Annotated in this window: 17 protein-coding genes; 7 read left to right on the top strand and 10 right to left on the bottom strand. The window is 71.1% G+C overall.

Annotation, left to right across the window (positions count from 1 at the left end):
• Positions 1-39 precede the first annotated feature (39 nt).
• Together CLV63_RS03725 and CLV63_RS03720 are read right to left on the bottom strand one after the other, a co-directional pair.
• A complete protein-coding gene (locus CLV63_RS03725) occupies positions 40-630 on the bottom strand; it encodes a hypothetical protein (RefSeq protein ID WP_106581447.1) in 591 nt (196 codons plus the stop codon).
• Between the two features lie 94 nt (positions 631-724).
• Positions 725-1,216 (bottom strand): hypothetical protein, encoded by a 492-nt coding sequence (locus tag CLV63_RS03720; RefSeq protein WP_245928557.1) that lies wholly within the window; start codon positions 1,214-1,216, stop codon positions 725-727.
• 186 nt (positions 1,217-1,402) lie between these two features.
• Between CLV63_RS03720 and CLV63_RS03715 the strand changes: the two genes are divergently transcribed.
• Both CLV63_RS03715 and CLV63_RS03710 read left to right on the top strand, forming a co-directional pair.
• A complete protein-coding gene (locus tag CLV63_RS03715) occupies positions 1,403-2,623 on the top strand; it encodes a sensor histidine kinase (RefSeq protein ID WP_211301141.1) in 1,221 nt (406 codons plus the stop codon).
• Between the two features lie 104 nt (positions 2,624-2,727).
• A complete protein-coding gene (locus CLV63_RS03710; protein ID WP_106581446.1) occupies positions 2,728-3,330 on the top strand; it encodes a response regulator transcription factor in 603 nt (200 codons plus the stop codon).
• A gap of 177 nt (positions 3,331-3,507) precedes the next feature.
• Here the strand turns inward: CLV63_RS03710 and CLV63_RS03705 are convergent, their stop codons facing one another.
• On the bottom strand, positions 3,508-4,662 hold the full coding sequence (locus CLV63_RS03705) for a magnesium and cobalt transport protein CorA (protein WP_106581445.1): 1,155 nt from the start codon (positions 4,660-4,662) through the stop codon (positions 3,508-3,510).
• Positions 4,663-5,335: 673 nt separating this feature from the next.
• Positions 5,336-5,797, bottom strand: coding sequence for an Lrp/AsnC family transcriptional regulator (locus CLV63_RS03700; protein WP_106581444.1), 462 nt, complete (start codon positions 5,795-5,797; stop codon positions 5,336-5,338).
• Between the two features lie 109 nt (positions 5,798-5,906).
• Between CLV63_RS03700 and CLV63_RS03695 the strand changes: the two genes are divergently transcribed.
• The gene (locus CLV63_RS03695; protein ID WP_106581443.1) at positions 5,907-6,590 is read left to right on the top strand and encodes a LysE family translocator; all 684 of its coding nucleotides are present in this window, start codon (positions 5,907-5,909) and stop codon (positions 6,588-6,590) included.
• Between the two features lie 28 nt (positions 6,591-6,618).
• Here CLV63_RS03695 and CLV63_RS03690 read toward each other — a convergent pair whose 3' ends face one another.
• The gene (locus tag CLV63_RS03690; protein WP_106581442.1) at positions 6,619-7,137 is read right to left on the bottom strand and encodes a hypothetical protein; all 519 of its coding nucleotides are present in this window, start codon (positions 7,135-7,137) and stop codon (positions 6,619-6,621) included.
• A gap of 115 nt (positions 7,138-7,252) precedes the next feature.
• Here CLV63_RS03690 and CLV63_RS03685 point away from each other — a divergent pair, with 115 nt between their 5' ends.
• Positions 7,253-7,912: a hypothetical protein gene (locus CLV63_RS03685; protein WP_106581441.1), complete on the top strand. Its 660-nt coding sequence runs from the start codon at positions 7,253-7,255 to the stop codon at positions 7,910-7,912.
• Between the two features lie 207 nt (positions 7,913-8,119).
• Here CLV63_RS03685 and CLV63_RS03680 read toward each other — a convergent pair whose 3' ends face one another.
• Positions 8,120-8,776: a response regulator transcription factor gene (locus CLV63_RS03680; protein ID WP_106581440.1), complete on the bottom strand. Its 657-nt coding sequence runs from the start codon at positions 8,774-8,776 to the stop codon at positions 8,120-8,122.
• A gap of 96 nt (positions 8,777-8,872) precedes the next feature.
• Here CLV63_RS03680 and CLV63_RS03675 point away from each other — a divergent pair, with 96 nt between their 5' ends.
• On the top strand, positions 8,873-9,709 hold the full coding sequence (locus CLV63_RS03675) for an aldo/keto reductase (RefSeq protein ID WP_106581439.1): 837 nt from the start codon (positions 8,873-8,875) through the stop codon (positions 9,707-9,709).
• A 293-nt stretch (positions 9,710-10,002) separates the two neighbouring features.
• Here CLV63_RS03675 and CLV63_RS03670 read toward each other — a convergent pair whose 3' ends face one another.
• Together CLV63_RS03670 and CLV63_RS03665 are read right to left on the bottom strand one after the other, a co-directional pair.
• The gene (locus CLV63_RS03670) at positions 10,003-10,803 is read right to left on the bottom strand and encodes an ABC transporter permease (protein WP_106581438.1); all 801 of its coding nucleotides are present in this window, start codon (positions 10,801-10,803) and stop codon (positions 10,003-10,005) included.
• Positions 10,800-11,600, bottom strand: coding sequence for an ABC transporter ATP-binding protein (locus CLV63_RS03665; RefSeq protein WP_245928556.1), 801 nt, complete (start codon positions 11,598-11,600; stop codon positions 10,800-10,802). The genes CLV63_RS03670 and CLV63_RS03665 overlap by 4 nt, the downstream gene beginning before the upstream one ends.
• A gap of 45 nt (positions 11,601-11,645) precedes the next feature.
• On the opposite strand from CLV63_RS03665, the gene CLV63_RS03660 reads away from it, so the two are divergent.
• Entirely contained in the window at positions 11,646-12,404 is a 759-nt protein-coding gene (locus tag CLV63_RS03660; RefSeq protein WP_106581436.1) for a TetR/AcrR family transcriptional regulator, read from the top strand.
• 18 nt (positions 12,405-12,422) lie between these two features.
• Here the strand turns inward: CLV63_RS03660 and CLV63_RS03655 are convergent, their stop codons facing one another.
• Both CLV63_RS03655 and CLV63_RS03650 read right to left on the bottom strand, forming a co-directional pair.
• Positions 12,423-12,758 carry a YnfA family protein gene (locus CLV63_RS03655; RefSeq protein WP_106581435.1) on the bottom strand — a complete coding sequence of 112 codons (336 nt, stop codon included), beginning with the start codon at positions 12,756-12,758 and terminating at the stop codon, positions 12,423-12,425.
• Positions 12,752-13,546 (bottom strand): MerR family transcriptional regulator, encoded by a 795-nt coding sequence (locus CLV63_RS03650; RefSeq protein ID WP_211301140.1) that lies wholly within the window; start codon positions 13,544-13,546, stop codon positions 12,752-12,754. The genes CLV63_RS03655 and CLV63_RS03650 overlap by 7 nt, the downstream gene beginning before the upstream one ends.
• 285 nt (positions 13,547-13,831) lie before the next feature.
• Between CLV63_RS03650 and CLV63_RS03645 the strand changes: the two genes are divergently transcribed.
• Positions 13,832-15,526 (top strand): MFS transporter, encoded by a 1,695-nt coding sequence (locus tag CLV63_RS03645; protein ID WP_245928555.1) that lies wholly within the window; start codon positions 13,832-13,834, stop codon positions 15,524-15,526.
• Positions 15,527-15,570 lie beyond the last annotated feature (44 nt).

Genomic DNA, 15,570 nt, shown 5'->3' with positions numbered 1-15,570 from the left:
GCCGAGGCCCGGCGCCCGCTGTGCCGCGAGGTCGCCGGGCTACGGCAGGAGGAGGAGTTGGGCGGCGACGAGGATGTCGATGACACCGCACCACTCGGCGAAGGTCCGCGAGACCACCGCGCCGCGCTTCAGGTGGACGAAGTCCCAGATCCCGTGGCCGAACCAGCCGGCGGCCACCAGGTACCGGCCAAGCTCGGGATCTACCGCCAGCCCGGTGAGGGCGAGCGCGCCGAACACGAGCATCCCCGCCGCCTGCACGCCGAAGACCCCCCGCCCGTGCGGCGTCCCGCTGATGGCGCCCCAGACCAGGGCGGCCAGCGCGATCGCGACGAGGACGGTGCTCGGCGCGGCGACGTCCAGCGCCCTGAGGGCGACCATCCCGGCGACCAGCGCGCCGAGCACCGGCCAGGTCGCGCCGGGCCGGCCGATCTGCGTGACGATGAGATACAGCAGCGGCAGGAGGAGCAGCGCCTCCCCGAACCCGCCGACGGCGGCGTCCCCCGGGTCGCCGCCGAGCATGTTGAGCGCCGTTGCCCCGACGGCGAGCGCCGTCGGCCAGCGCCGGGCGAGCGGGGCCAGCGGGGCCAGCGCCGCGAAGCGGCGCGGGCGCCCTGGTGTCGTGTCGGTCATGACGGACCTCCCTGATCGCGGATCGTGCGGGGCGGTGGTGTCGTAGGTGTGTCGCAGCAGGAGTGGCGTGGGGGTGGCGCGGGGGCGCGCGGGGTCAATGGGTGAACTCGCCGCGGCGGCGGAGCATGACGAGCAGCATCAGCGGGGGCATCGCGAGGTGCTCGACGAGCGTCATCGACCCGGCGGCGATGACGTCCGTCCAGAGCAGCGGGAACAGCACGACAGCGGGTGCGAACATCGCGCCGCACATCTCCGCGGTGCTCGCCCAGCCGTGCCCGCGGTAGCGCATCCAGACCGCCATGCCGACCGACATCTCGGCGGCCATGGCCAGTGACGACAGCTCGGGGTACCGCGCGGCGGTGAACTCGACCCCCGCGAGCGTCAGGACCCCATCGACCGCCGCGCCGAGCACCAGCATCCCGACGACCATCGCCACCAGCATCTCCAGGAAGTGGCGGATGAAGTGCCACGTGCCGCTGCCGCCCGCACGGGCGCCGGGGTCGCTGGGGGCGCTGGGGACGCCGCCTCCGCGGCTGTGGGTGGCGGCATCGGTAGGGGGCTTCCGGTCCTCGTTTCGCGCCTCCATGGCGGCGATCCCTTCGTACGGGGGTGGGGTATCCCTTGCATGCTTCAGCCTGCCGAAGGGGGCGGCCCGCCAGTAGTACCGAAGCCGCACGTGTACCCGTGCCGTTGTCACGACCCCGCATGACATCTGTCATCCGGGCACCGCCGAGCGCCCGCCCGCCGCGACCGCTGCTGCGACAATGACCGCGTGCGCACCGGGCCGAACGGACACGGGGCGGAGCTGACGGGCTTCCGCCGCTTCACGTGGTGGGCCGTCCCGGGCACGTGCGCGTTCATGCTCGTCCTGTTCACCGGCGACTGGATCGTGGCCGGGGACCTGCCCGCGCCGGTCCGCGCCTTGGGCGCCGCCGCCCTCGCGGTCGAGGTCGCGTCGTGCGTGGTGCTGCTCGGGAGGCGGTTGACGGTACGCCCGGCAACCGGCGCGCCCCCGATCCCGCTGCCCGCGGGCTGGCTGGCCGCCGGCGGCGCGGCGGCGGCCGTGATGGCCGCGATCCCGCTGTCCCGGTACGACTACGGGGTGTGGGCGGTGGCGCCCGCGATCATGGTGGTGATCGCCGCGACGTACCTGCCGCCGCGGCGCGGGTGGCTGCTGGTCGCCGCCGCGGCGGCACTCGCACCGTTGCCCGGCGGCATCGTCAGCAACGCCGCAGCCGACGGTCACCTGCTCTACGCCGCGCTGTTCCCCGCCGGGCTGGTCGCCTTCACCGGGTGGACGGTGCTGGGTCCGCTCTGGGCGTGGGACACGGCCGGGCGGCTGAACGAGGCGCGGATGCTGTCGGCGGAGCTCGCCGTCAAGGACGAGCGCCTGCGCTTCGCCGCCGACCTGCACGACATCCAAGGCCACCACTTGCAGGTCATCGCGCTGAAGAGCGAGCTGGCGGCCCGGCTGGCCGAGGTGGACCCGGCGCGCGCCGCCGCGGAGATGGCGGAGGTGCGGCAACTGGCGGCCGACGCCCTCAGCGACACCCGCGCCGTGGTGCAGGGCTACCGCCGGACCACACTGGACGAGGAGATCGCGAACGCGACCCGGGTCCTCGCCGCGGCGGGGATCGACGCGCGCATGAGTCTCGACCCCGCTGCGACCGCCGACCTCGACGACACCGACCGCCACCTGCTGGGCCTGGTCATGCGGGAGGCCACCACGAACGTGCTCCGGCACAGCGCGGCGCGGAACGCCGACGTGGACTACCGGATAGCGGGCGGTACCGCGAGGCTGCGGGTCGGCAACGACGGCGCCGACGGGCACCCCCTCACCGCGTCGGGCAGCGGGTCGGGCGGCGGGTCAGGCAGCGGGCTGGCGACCCTCGCCGAACGGCTGCGGGCGGCAGGGGGAGAGCTGGCGTGGGACCGCGACGGCGACCGGTTCACGGTCGCGGCGGCGCTGCCGGCGGGGGAGGAGCCGCGATGACCCGACCGATGGGCAGGGACCCGCGATGATTCGACCGGTGGACGGGGTGCCGCGATGATCCGACTGTTGGGCGGGATTCCGCGATGATCCGAGCGAGTGCCTCAATGATCCGACTGCTGATCGCCGACGACGAGGACCTGCTCAGGAGCGCCCTCGCGGCGCTGCTCGCGCTGGAGGACGACCTCACGGTGGTCGCCGAGGCCGCGACGTCGACCGACGCGGTGCGGCTGGCCCGCGAGCACCGCCCCGATATCGCGGTCCTCGACCTGGAGATGCCGCCGGGCGACGGCCTGCGCGCCGCCCAGGAGATCCGGGCGGAGCTGCCCACCGAGGTCGTCCTGGTCACCCGGCACGCGCGTCCCGCTGTGCTGCGCCGCGCCCTGTCCGCGGGTGTGCGCGGCTTCGTGCCCAAGACGACCCCTGCGGCGCGGCTGGCGGAGATCATCCGCGACATCGCCGCGGGGCGCCGCTACGTGGACCCCGACATCGCGGGGTCTGCACTGGCGGAGGACGACTGCCCGCTCACCGAACGCGAACTAGAGGTGCTGCGCGCCGCCCGAACGGGCGCCTCGGTCAACGAGATCGCCGTCGAAGTCCACCTGGCCCCCGGAACGGTCCGCAACTACCTGTCAGCCGCTATGTCCAAGCTCGGCGCGTCCTCCCGCCACGCGGCCGCCCACCACGCCTGGCAACAGGGCTGGATCTGACCACCGTCCAGCACGCCCGCCGCGCTGGACTGCGGCGTCGGCGAAGGCCGCGCCGCTCGTGTCCGCATCGGATGCGATCGCAGCGGGGGCGGGATCGGCCACGTCGGAGCCGCCGGAGTCGTGGTTCTCCGTGCGCGAGCCGGGGGAGCGGTCGGCGGTGCGGTACCGCCCCTGGTGTCAGAGCCAGTTCTTGCGTTTGAAGATCACGAAGAGGACCACGCTCACCAGGAACATCAGGCCGACGGCCATCGGGAAACCGTACGTCCAGTGGGTCTCGGGCATCACGTCGAAGTTCATGCCGTAGATCCCGCCCACCACCGTTGGCGCGAAAAGTATTGCCGCCCACGAAGAGATTTTCTTAACCTCCTCGCTCTGGGTGTAGCTGACCTCGGCCAGGCGCCGCATGTCCTCGTTCTGCGCCTGGCTGACCAATGTGGCGTTGACGGTGAGGATGTCCTGGAGCATCATCCGGAAGCCGTCGACCCGTTCAGCGACGGTGGTGGCGTGGTCGGCGACGTCGCGCAGGTAGCGGCGCAGCTCCTCGTGGATCTCGTACTTGTCGAACCCGGCGATGAGCCCGTTGATGATGGACAGCAGCGGCCGCGTGGCCCGCTGGAACTCGATGACCTCGCGCGACAGTTCGTAGATGCGCCGCGACACCTTCGGATCGCCGTTGAAGACCTGCGTCTCGATCTCGTCGATGTCGTTCTGGAGGCCGCGCACGACGGGCGCGTAGCCGTCGACCACCGCGTCCAGGACCGCGTAGCACACCGCTTCGGGGCCGAGCGCGAGGAGTTCGGGCTCGCTTTCGAGCCGGCGCCGCACGTCCTTGAGGTCCGGGGCCTCGCTGTGGCGCACCGTGAGGACGAAGTCCTTCCCGACGAACAGGTGGATCTCGCCGAACTGCACCTCCTCGGCGTCGTCCACGTAGCGGGCGCCGCGCAGGACGAGGAACAGTGTGTCGCCGTAGCGCTCCAGCTTGGGGCGCTGGTGGGCGACGATGGCGTCCTCGACCGCGAGCTCGTGCAGGCCGAACTCGCGCGCGACCGTCAGGAGCTGCGTCTCGGCGGGGCGCAGCAGCCCGATCCATGCCATGGCGTCGGGCACGCCGGACACGCGGTCGTACAGTTCGGAGAGCTTCACGGGTTCGCCGACCCGCCGCCCGCCGACGTAGATCGCGGCGTCGATGACGCTGTCCTCCGCGGGCGGGGCCGCGCCGCCGCTGTCGGCGCGCGGGTCCATGGACAGCTCTGGTGCGGGGCCGTCGTCGCCGCGGGGTGACGATGAGGAGCGGATCCCCGGCAGCCAGTTCCGCATCCGGTTCTGCGCCATCACACACCCCCGCGGTTCGTCCCGTCCGGTTCGGACTCAGCGGGATCAGAGCCTAACGCGGGTTTCGCGCCGCACCGCCCACTGCGGCGCGGCGCGCCGCAGAGGGGCGCGTGCGGTGCTCGGGCGGCGCGGGGTGGGGCGGGGCCGCCCCGGTGCGCATCCCTGGAGCTGTCCCGGGGGCGGCGGTGGCAGTGGCGGCGGTGCGGGCGGAGGGTGCTCTCGGCTGTTTCCGCTGTGCAGGTGGTCCGCCTCGTTGGGTGATGTGACATACGGCGCGTTAGTTGAACTTGGAGGCATCTTCCAAGGAAGTTATGCTGAATGCACGCCTTCGGGACGCGGAAGATCCCGCTTTCCGTCGCGCGAGACGGCGCCGCACCGCCGAAAGGCGGAGTGCGGACGCCCGAGTCGCGGCCGAGCCGCGCACGCCCGAGGGGGGCAGCGCGCCGCCGCGGCCGACAGGGGAGGGGATCTTGGGGGAGGCCCCTCCCTTTGTCATTTCCCCACCTTTTCCGACCGGCCCGGAACGCTCCTCGCGGTGTCCGCCGCGGCGGTCGGCCGGGGACGGGATCGCGCTGCGGCCGGGGGGCCACGACCCGCGACGCCTGGACGTCCCGCGCGTGCGGGGGACAGCGGTCACCACGAGCCACCGCGGGTCACCGCGGGTCACCGCGGGTCACCGCGACGCGCCGGGCAAGGGGCGGTCATCGACGACCTGCTTCATGACGAGCGTGGACGTCAGCCGCTGGATACCGGGCAGCGCGGCGAGCCGGTCGTCTTCGAGGCGCTGGTAGGCGCCGAGGTCCGCGGTAAGGACGCGGAGCAGGTAGTCGGGGTCGCCGAACAGCCGCTGCGCCTGGACGACCTGCGGGATCTCGGCGACGGCCGCCTCGAATCCGAGCAGGGTCTCGCGGTCCTCCTGCCGCATGGTGACGAACACGAGCGCCTGGAACGTCAGCCCGACGGCTTCGGGGTCGATGACGGCGCGGTACCCGCGGATCGTCTTCGTGCGCTCCAGTTCGCGGAGCCGGCGGTGGCAGGGCGACACACTCAGCCCCACGCGCGCGGCGAGTTCGGTGACGGTGAGACGCCCGTCCTCCTGAAGCACCGCAAGGATATTCCGATCAATGGCGTCCATGCGGAATATTCTTCTATTCCAAGGCCGATTCCGACAATAAGTTGGAACCATTTCCTGGTGAATCACCGGTAGTTTCCCGCTAAAGGCCGCGCTTAGTGAGGGAGACGCCATGCCCGCCGGTGCCATTGCCGCATTCTGGAGTGTCTCCATCCTCCTCATCGCCGTGCCGGGCGCGGACTGGGCGTTCACCATCGGCGCGGGGCTGCGGGGCCGGTCCGTGCTCCCCGCTGTGGGCGGGCTCGTGCTCGGCTACGCGGGAATGACCGTCGTCGTCGCGGCCGGTGTCGGCGTCGTGGTCGCGGAGAACCCCAATGCGCTCACCGCGCTGTCCGTTCTCGGCGGCGGCTACCTGATGTGGCACGGCGCGCGGACACTCGCTGCCCCGCCCGCCCATTCGGCGCCGCCCGTGTCCGCCCAGGCCACGGCCGAGACCGCCGACGCGACCAATGCCGGGACCGATGCCGGGCCCGCAGCCGGGAGTCCGGTAGCAACGGGCCGGGCGACGCTCTTGCAAGGCGTCGGCGTGAGCGGCCTCAACCCCAAGGGCCTGCTGATCTTCATCGCCCTGCTCCCGCAGTTCGCCGACCCCGACCGGCCCTGGCCGATGGCCGTCCAGATGGCGGCCCTCGGCCTGGTCTTCACGCTCACCTGCGCCGTGTTCTACCTCGCCCTCGGCACGGTGGCACGGACCATCCTGCACTCCCGGCCCGCCGCCGCCCGCACCGTCAGCCGCCTGTCCGGCGCCGCGATGATCGCCCTCGGCGCCTATTTGATCTTCGAGCGGCTCGCCTGATGACCGGCCCGACCGGGTGCCGTCCCGGTCACGCATCCGCGCGCAGCGCGCGGAGGGCCCTGAGGACATCGTCGCGGTTCCCGGCGGACTTCATCCAGGCGGGGAGGTGCTCCAGCAGGCTTCCCGATCCCGTCCACGAATGGCGCTCGCGCAGCCGTGCGGCGACGTACTGTTCCAGGACGTCGACGTGCGCGGTGTTGTAGGCCCACAGGATCCGACCCCCGCAGCATGGCCGCTGGAGCCACAGCGGTAGTCCGAAGAACGGGTCGTCCGGCCCGCTGAGCCGGGGAAGGTACGTGGGGCTCCCGCCGGGGCCCGTGCGCGGCGCCCACGAGGCGGTGTGCCCGCAGCCGAGGCAACTCAGCCGGTGCGGTGCGATCAGCCGCAGAACAGCGGACCGGCCCTCCTCGCGGTGGTCGGGGTGGACGAACACCGCCGCCCGGCCCCCGCAACGCGGGCAGCGCACGAAGATCTCCTGGGCGAAGTCCCAGAGCCGCCAGCCCTTGTCGCGGAACCGGTGGTCGCTGCGTGCCCGCTCGTCGTCCATGACTCCCCTTTGCTCCCTGCTCACCGGTATTCTGCTCGTTCCGCCGGTGATCGTGCGTTCCGCGCTTCGCTGGTCGAAGCACCGGGCGCGGGCCCGGCCACGTCAGAGGAGCGCCATGGCAACCGGCACGTCAGACCGCAGGCAGCGGCCCTCGGATGCCAAGAAGTTCGAGAGGACCTTCACCCGGATCTGCGTGGGGCTCGTCATCGCGGGCCCCGTGCTCGGCCTCGGTGCCGGGGCGCTGGGCGCGGCCGAGCTCTACCCGTCCGACTACATGGTGCCCGTGGCGCTGGGCGTGATGCTGGGCCTGATCGGGCTCGGACTCCTGATCGCCGCGTGCGCCGGGCTGTACGTGCTGGGCGGCTGGCGGGCCGCCCCGTTCGGCGTCGTCTTCGTCGCCGGTGTCGGGGCACTGGTCTACGGGGTCGCCATGGCCGACTACGGATGGCGCGATGGCGGCGTCGCCCTGCTCGCGATCTCCAGCGCCTCGTTCTGGGTGGCTCCGGCGCTCTCCCCGCGCGCACCGGCGAAGGGGAAGAAGAAGGCGAAGCGGCAGCCGAAAGGGAGGGCGGGTGAGCGCGATGGCGGCTCGACCGCGGCGCGCAAGTCCGCCGGTGCCGGAGGTGTGTTCGCCACCGGAGCGCTGATCGCCGTTGCCGCGTACATCGTCGATGTGTGGTGGCTGCTGTTGTTCGGCGCGATGGCGGCCGGCACCGCTGCGGGCGCCGCGATCGCGATGTGGCTGGAGGGCCGCAGGCGGGGACCCGCGGACTAGCGTCGAATACCGAACCCTGCCGCCCTGCCGTCCGAACATCGGCGGGGCACGCTTGGGGATGGGCGCCGCGTGCGATTCCGTTGACGTAACGGGTAGCACGGGTGGCGAAGTCGCGCTTCGCGCGGAGCGGCAGCCTTCGACGCTCGCGGAACTGAGGGGGGTCATGAAACGTACCGCGCTCCTCAACGGCATTGGCGCTCCGCGGAACTACACGAGTCCCAGCTCGCGGGCCCGCGCGCCCGCCTGGAAGCGGGACGACGCGCCGAGCGCCGTCATCAGCTCCGCGACGCGGCGGCGGTAGGTGCGCAGCCCGAGCCCCAGCGACCGCGCCGCCACCTCGTCCTTGCAGCCCGAGTTCAGGAGGTCGAGGATGCTGGGGGCGAGCTGCCGGATCTCGTCGAGCCGCGCGTCGTACACCGCCAGTTCGGCGGCTCCGCGCCAGGCCGCCTCGAACAGCGACATGATGCCCTGGAGCACTTCCGGCAGGGTGACGACGCTGTAGCTGCGTACACCGGCGGTGACGTCGCCGGCGAGGATCGCCATCCGTCGGTCCAGGATGATGGTCTCGTTGAGTTCGTCCGGGGTGATCCGGACGTCGGCGCCGATCCGGGCAGCGTTGCGCACATGGTGGGCCGTCGCCGGGTCGAGGAGCACACCGGGCCGGTACAGCTTCCGGATCCGCTTGCCGCCCGTGCCCTGCGGGGGCGGTCCGTGGTCCGCGTCGCGTGCAGGCCGGGTGATCGCCCACGTGTGCAGGTCGTTCGCCGCGCACGCGATGTCCTCCGCCGACTCGAAGAGGTGCGCCGAGCGGGCGAAGAGCTCATCGGTGCCGCGGACAACGGTCACCTCACCGGTCCTGTTCATACCTCCAGTCTTGACCCCGTCCGCTGCGTGGGCAACAACTGGCAGCAAGCTGCCGCTGGAAGCGCTCGGAGGGTGTCGGGGACGAACATCGTCCCCATGACCAACGCACTCCCCGCCGCTGCCGCCGGAACGTGGCAGCTCGGCGACCTAACAGTGAACCGACTCGGCTTCGGCGCGATGCGCGTGAAGGACCGCGCCAGCGCGGTCGCCGTCCTCCGCCGCGCCGTTGAACTCGGCGTGAACCACATCGACACCGCCGCCTTCTACTTCCTGCCGACACTCTCCGCCAACGAACTCATCAACCACGCGCTGTCGCCCTACCCCGACGACCTGGTGATCGCCACCAAGGTCGGGCCCGGGCGCGACCCGTCCGGAGCGTTCCTCCCCGAGGCCGAACCGGGGCAGTTGCGGGGGCAGGTCGAGGAGAACCTGCGCCAGCTCGGACGCGACCACCTCGACCTCGTCTACCTCCGCGTCGGGGCAGGACTGGAGAAGGGCGCGGGGTCGATCGCCGAGCGGTTCGGGGTGCTCTCCGAACTCCGGGATGAAGGCCTGATCCGCAACCTCGGCATCTCCAACGTCGACGCCGACCACCTGACGGAGGCAGGCAAGATCGCGCCCGTGGTCAGCGTCCAGAACCAGTACAGCCTCGCCAAGCGCGACGACGACGGACTGCTCGACATCTGCGCTGGAGATGGCATTGCCTTTGTCCCGTTCTTCTCGATCGACGGCGTTCGCGACCGCCCCGGGGCGGCGGCCGTGGCCGATGAGCGCGGAGTAAGCCTCCAACAGATGGCGCTCGCCTGGTCGCTTGCCCGCTCGCCCAACGTCCTCGCGATCCCCGGCACCGGAGACCCGGCGCACCTGGAGCAGAACGTGGCGGCCGCTGCGCTGCGCCTGACCGGCGAGGAGATGGCCCGCGCCGCCGGCTGAAGGACCAGGCGGGGACGCGGATACCCGCGTCCCCGCCCCTTCGCGCGTTCGTGGGTTCGCTGGGCGGACAAGGCCGCCCCGCGAGCCGGAGTCGCCTTCCGGGAGGGGCGGGTACGTGTGCCGTCGTCGGATCGAATTCCTATTCCACGGGATCCACGTTCCACGCGGCGGCCGAGGTGCCGGATCATTTTGCTGCGCTGGACCCCGCTACCGGAGAGCGTGGAGGTGGTGCGGTATTTCTGACGTGCTTCCCCGTGCGTGGATCACGCGGATCACATCGTAGGTCCTGGTCGTCATGACAGCCTCCGGTAGGCACGAATGGCAAGCGGCACGAACACCAGGGTCAGGGCGAGCGGCCAGCCGAGCGCGAAGAGCACCGCGTGGTCGGAGACGGCGGTGACCCCTGGGAGTTCACCACCGGAGAGCAGCTCGCGCGCTGCCGAGGCGGTCGCCGAGAGGGGGTTCCATTCCGCGGCCGCTCCGAGCCAGGAGGGCATCGTGCGCGGATCGACGAACACCGTGGAGAGGAACGCCACCGGCCAGATCGCGAGCTGCGTCGTCGTGGCCGCCTCGGGTGTGCCCGCCTTCAACCCGATCCACACACCGGCCCACAGCAGTCCGAACCTCAGCCAAAGCAGCAGCGCGTAGGTCAGCGCGATCGCGGCAATGCCTCCTTCGGGGCGCCAGCCGAGCAGTAGGCCTGCCGCGCTGACCACCGCCAGTTCGACAGCGGCGGTGAGCATGTCGGCGAACACCCGACCCAGTAGCACCGACCCGCGGGAGATCGGCAGTGTGCGAAACCGGTCGGTGACGGTCTTGGCGGCGTCGCCGGTGACCGCGGTGATCGTCGTCTCGATGCCGGACAGGACGGTGAAGGCGAGGACGCCCGGCACCACGAAGACGATGTAGTCACCGGTGGTGCCGGCGATCGCCCCGCCGAGCAGGCCGCCCATGAGCAGCATGATCAGGACCGGGAACAACAGTTGGACGCTGAAGGTGACCGGACGGGCTCGCCAATGCCGGGTCGACCGACCGGTGAGGATCACGGCCTCGCGGAGGACGCTGCCCGTGTGCTGAATCGCCGTGGTGGTCATGCCGCGGTGCTCCCTGTGTGCAGGTGCAGGTAGACGTCTTCGAGGGTCGGCTCGCGCAGCTCCATCCGCGGTTCACCCACCAGAGCCTTCAAGTCTGACGGTGTACCGGTGGCGACCACGGTGCCTTCCCGCAGGATCACCACGTCGTCGGCCAGCTCGTCGGCTTCCTCCAGGTACTGCGTGGTCAGTAGGACTGTCGATCCATGGTCGGCCAGGGAACGCACCGCGGCCCAGATCGTACGGCGCGCGACCGGATCGAGGCCGGTCGTCGGCTCGTCGATGAGAAGCACGGCCGGTCGGGTGATCATCGAGGTCACCAGGTCCAGCCGCCGCCGCATCCCGCCCGAGAACCCCGACACCCTCTGCCCCGCGTACTCGCCCAAGCCCGACTGCTCCAGGAGTTCGGCGGCCCGTGATCGGGCGGCAGCGCGCGAGAGCCCGATGAGCCGGGCGAACAGCTCCAGGTTCTCCCTCGCCGTGAGCACCTCGTCCAGCGCGGCGTACTGCCCGACGACCCCGATGGACGCCCGCACACGCGCTGGGTCCCGGACGACATCCCAGCCGTTGACGCTCACGGTGCCGGAGTCCTGGCCCGTCAACGTCGTCAGTATCCGCACCAGCGTGGTCTTGCCCGCCCCGTTCGCCCCAAGCAGGGCGCACACGCGACCGGCGTCGACCAGCAGATCGACCCCCGCCAGCGACGGCTTTTCTCGTCCGGGGTAGGTCTTGCGCACCGCCCTTGCGCAGATCGAACCGCGCGGGTTCGCCTGTAGATCCATAGCGGTTCCCCTCTCCATGTTCTACAATGTAATATACATAGTATATTTCATGGAGAGGTGGAGATGGTCAAGCGCGCAGGTGTTGACGAGTTCAAGCTGATCGGACTGCTCTGGCGCGAGTCCCCGGTCAGCCCGCGCAGCGGAATCAGCACGCAGAGCATCACCGGCCTCGCCGTCGGACTGGCCGACGAAGAGGGCATCGACGCGGTCACGATCCGCCGCCTGGCAGAGGAAGCAGGCGTCAGCGCGATGGCGCTGTACCCTCACATCGGTGGACGCGCCGAACTTGTGGAACTCATGCTCGACCAGGTCGCAGGCGCCACATACGAGGCGGTCACGATCCCCGGGAGCGCGGACTGGCGTGCGCGCATCACTGCGATCGCCGAAGCGAATTGGGCGAACTGCCGAGCGCATCCGTGGATCACCGACCTCGCCGCGGGACGTCCGGTGCCGGGCCCCGGTGCATCGGCCAAGTACGACGCAGAGCTAGGAGCACTCGACGGAATCGGGCTCACCGATATCGAGATGGAGCACACGCTCACCGCCCTGCTCTGCCTCGTGCAGGGAACCGCCCGGGCCGCACTCGCGGCCCAAGGCTCTCGACAATCGGGCGAAGAACACGATGCCGACTGGTGGTCGAACATCGAACCGGTCCTCACCGCCGCCATCGGTGATGCGGCCAAGTTCCCGACCGCCGCACGGGTCTCGCGCGTTCTCGGTGCGGAGACCGGCAAGGCGAACGATCCCGAGGGCGCCTACCGGCGTGGTATCGGATTGTTTCTCGACGGCATCGCACGACAGCTCGACCCGGTGAAGGAGTGAGGTCCGTTCCCAGCCGCACTATGTGTTGCGCGGCGCGTACATGATCACGGCGACGCCGATCAGGCAGACCGCCGCTCCGATCACGTCGAACCGGTCGGGGCGGTAGCCGTCCACGACCATTCCCCAGGCCAGCGACCCGGCGACGAAGACCCCGCCGTAGGCCGCGAGGATCCGCCCGAAGTGCGCATCGGGCTGCAAGGTGGCGGCGAAGCCGTACAAGCCGAGAGCGATCACCCCCGCGCCCACCCACAGCAGCCCGCGGTGCTCGCGGACGCCCTGCCACACCAGCCACGCACCGCCGATCTCGAACAAGGCGGCGACGACGAACAGCAGGATCGATTTCACGGTCAGCACGTCGGGGTCTCCTGTGGCTCGTCTGGCTCGTCAGCGATCTCCGGTGCCCCGAAGATGTCGATGAGCATCGATCGGGCTTCCGCGGGAGCCTGCACGTCGAGGTACACGGTGCCATGGTCGAAACGCAGGGAGAACGAGAAGAAGGCGCAGCAGCGCTGTTCGGCGGCTGCCAGCCCAGCGGCTTCGGCGGCCCGCTCGGCAGGCAGGCCGACGCGCAGGCCACCGGGCGCCTCTTCGCGTCGGGCGCCGCGCAGCAGGGCCTGCCACCGGCCGATGCGCTTCTCGATCCCGTCCCCGTCCAGTGAGCACGCCACGGCGGGGACGTCAGGGGCCGGTTCGACCATCGCGCGGCCGGTACGGGTGACCGGGTTCTTCGCCAAGTCGAGGAAGCCGCACGCCGGGTCGCAGCGGTCCTGCCGGTCGGGCAGCGTGTCCAGGTGTTCTACGGCACCGTGCAGCATCGCCGCGAATGCCGACAGTTCCCCGATGCGATCGTGCGCGGCGGCCAGGCGGTCGGCGATGCGCGGCCGCAGTGACTCCTTGACCTGGACGCAGGCGCCGTCCTGCCACACCCCCAACAGTTCGGCGATCTCATCGAGGCCGAGGCCGAGGCGCTTGCCGGTGGCGATGAACGCCAGGCGGTCGACCGCGTCCCGGTCGTAGATCCGGTAGCCGCCGTCGGAGCGGTGGGCGGGCAGCAGCCCGCGCTGTTCGTAGTAGCGCAGCGTGGTGGCGGGGACGCCGGAGCGTTCCGCCAACTGCGATATACGCATGGTGGTCACGGTCATGACCGTAATCCTTCGAGTCGGCTCGAAGGTCAAGCTCGCTGACCGGGAATCCCCATTCCTCTCCTGGGGGTCACCGGTATCGCAGTCATCGGTCGGACCGTACTGGGTCCTGGGCGCCGTGAGCGACCTCGGGTGCCGGTGTCCGGGTGTCGCCCGTCACATGCGGGGCGCGTTCGCGGGACTTGTCTTCAAGTTAACTTGAGGTTTTACGGTCGTCGTGTCGCCGGATGAAACGCCTTCGGTGCTGCTCCGTGCACTTTCCAATCTCCTCCGAGAGGAATCGACGTGACGACGACACCCCCGCGCGCGACGTGGCGGGAATGGTTGGGCCTCGCAGTCCTGACACTGCCGCTGCTGATGACCGCGACGGACGTGTCCGTGCTGTTCCTGGCACTGCCGAGCATGGCCGCCGACCTCGCTCCGGGCAGCACGCAACTGCTGTGGATCCTGCACGCGGGGGAGTTCCTCGCGGCGGGGGTCGTGCTGACGATGGGCCGGTTGGGCGATCGCATCGGCCGGCGGCGCCTGCTGGTGACGGGCAGCGCGGTGTACGGCCTCGCCTCGCTCACTGCGGCGTACTCCACCAGCCCGGAGATGCTGCTCATTGCGCGGACCGTACTCGGACTGGCGGCGGCGACGCTGGGGCCGACCATCATGGGCCTGCTGCGCACCATGTTCCGCGACCCCAAGGAGTTCTCCGTCGCGATCGCCGTCACCATGAGCGCGTTCTCCGCGGGCATGGCCCTCGGGCCGCCGCTGGGCGGGGTGCTGCTGGAGTACTTCTGGTGGGGGTCGGTTTTCCTGATGAACATCCCGGCCGCCGTGCTGCTCCTGCTGACCGCGCCCCTGCTGCCCAGGGGCGAGAACGAAGGCGTGGGACGGGTGGACCTCGTCAGCGTGCTGCTGTCCATGGCGGGGATCCTCGCCGTGGTGTTCGGCTTGCAGGAGATCGCCGACAAGGCCGGTTCGTCCGACGCCTCGCTGTGGCCCTACGCCGGCTCCGTGCTGGCCGGACTGGTGCTCGTCGTGGTGTTCGTGCGGCGCCAGTCGCGGATCGCCGAACCGCTCGTGGACCTGCGGCTGTTCGCCGTCCCCGCGTTCACGTTCTCGCTCCTCACCGTGATGCTGATGATGCTGGTCCTCAGCGGGGCCGACATGCTGTTCGCCCAGTACCTCCAGGCGGTGCTCGGCCTGTCGCCGTGGCACGCCGGGCTGCTGCTGATCGCCCCGGCCGCGGCCTCCGTCGTCGGCGGGATGCTGCCGCCGGTGCTGGACCGCTGGATGCGTCCGTCCTATGCGATGGCCGGCGGACTGTTCGTCGCGGCCGCCGGCGCGGTGGCGATGGCGCTGCTGGTGGGGCACGCCGGACCCTACGTCCTCATCGCCGCGGCGACGGTGGTCGCCCTGGGGATGGGCCCCCTCTTCACGCTCAGCGCCAACCTGATGTTCGGTGCCGTCCCCGAGCGCCAGGCGGGCTCTGCGGCGGCGGTGAACGACGTCGGGGGCGGACTCGGGTCCGCGCTCAGCCTCGCGTTCCTCGGCAGCCTGTCCACGGTGGTCTACCGGATGGGGCTCGACCGGGACGCGCCGGACGAGGCGCCCGAGCAGGCGGTGGCGGCGGCCGGCGAGAGCATCGGCGGGGCGACGGCCGTCGCCGAAGGGCTGCCGGACGCTGTGGGCAGGGGCCTGCTGGAGGCCGCCCAGTCGGCGTTCGCCTCGGGTGTCCAGATCGGCTACGCGTTCGGCGGCGGCGCCCTCGTACTGGTGGCCGCCCTGGTCCTGTGGGGGCTGCACGACGCCAGGACCGACACGATGCACACCGGTGACGACCTGGCGGACCCGGCAGGACCGGCGGACTCTGCGGACCCGGCAGGCCCAGAGGACCCGGAAGGTTCGTCGGACCCGAAGGACCTGGAGGGCCAGACGGACCCGGCAGGCCCGTCGGACACGCCCGAGGAGATGGTTCCCGCGGAGCGCTGACCGGCGGGCGGGGTGCGCCGAACGGCAACGGGCCCGGCGCACCC

The sequence above is a fragment of the Murinocardiopsis flavida genome, from assembly GCF_003014485.1.
In the GTDB taxonomy this organism is placed as follows: domain Bacteria; phylum Actinomycetota; class Actinomycetes; order Streptosporangiales; family Streptosporangiaceae; genus Murinocardiopsis; species Murinocardiopsis flavida.
This window is presented reverse-complemented; position numbering and strand designations above follow the sequence as displayed.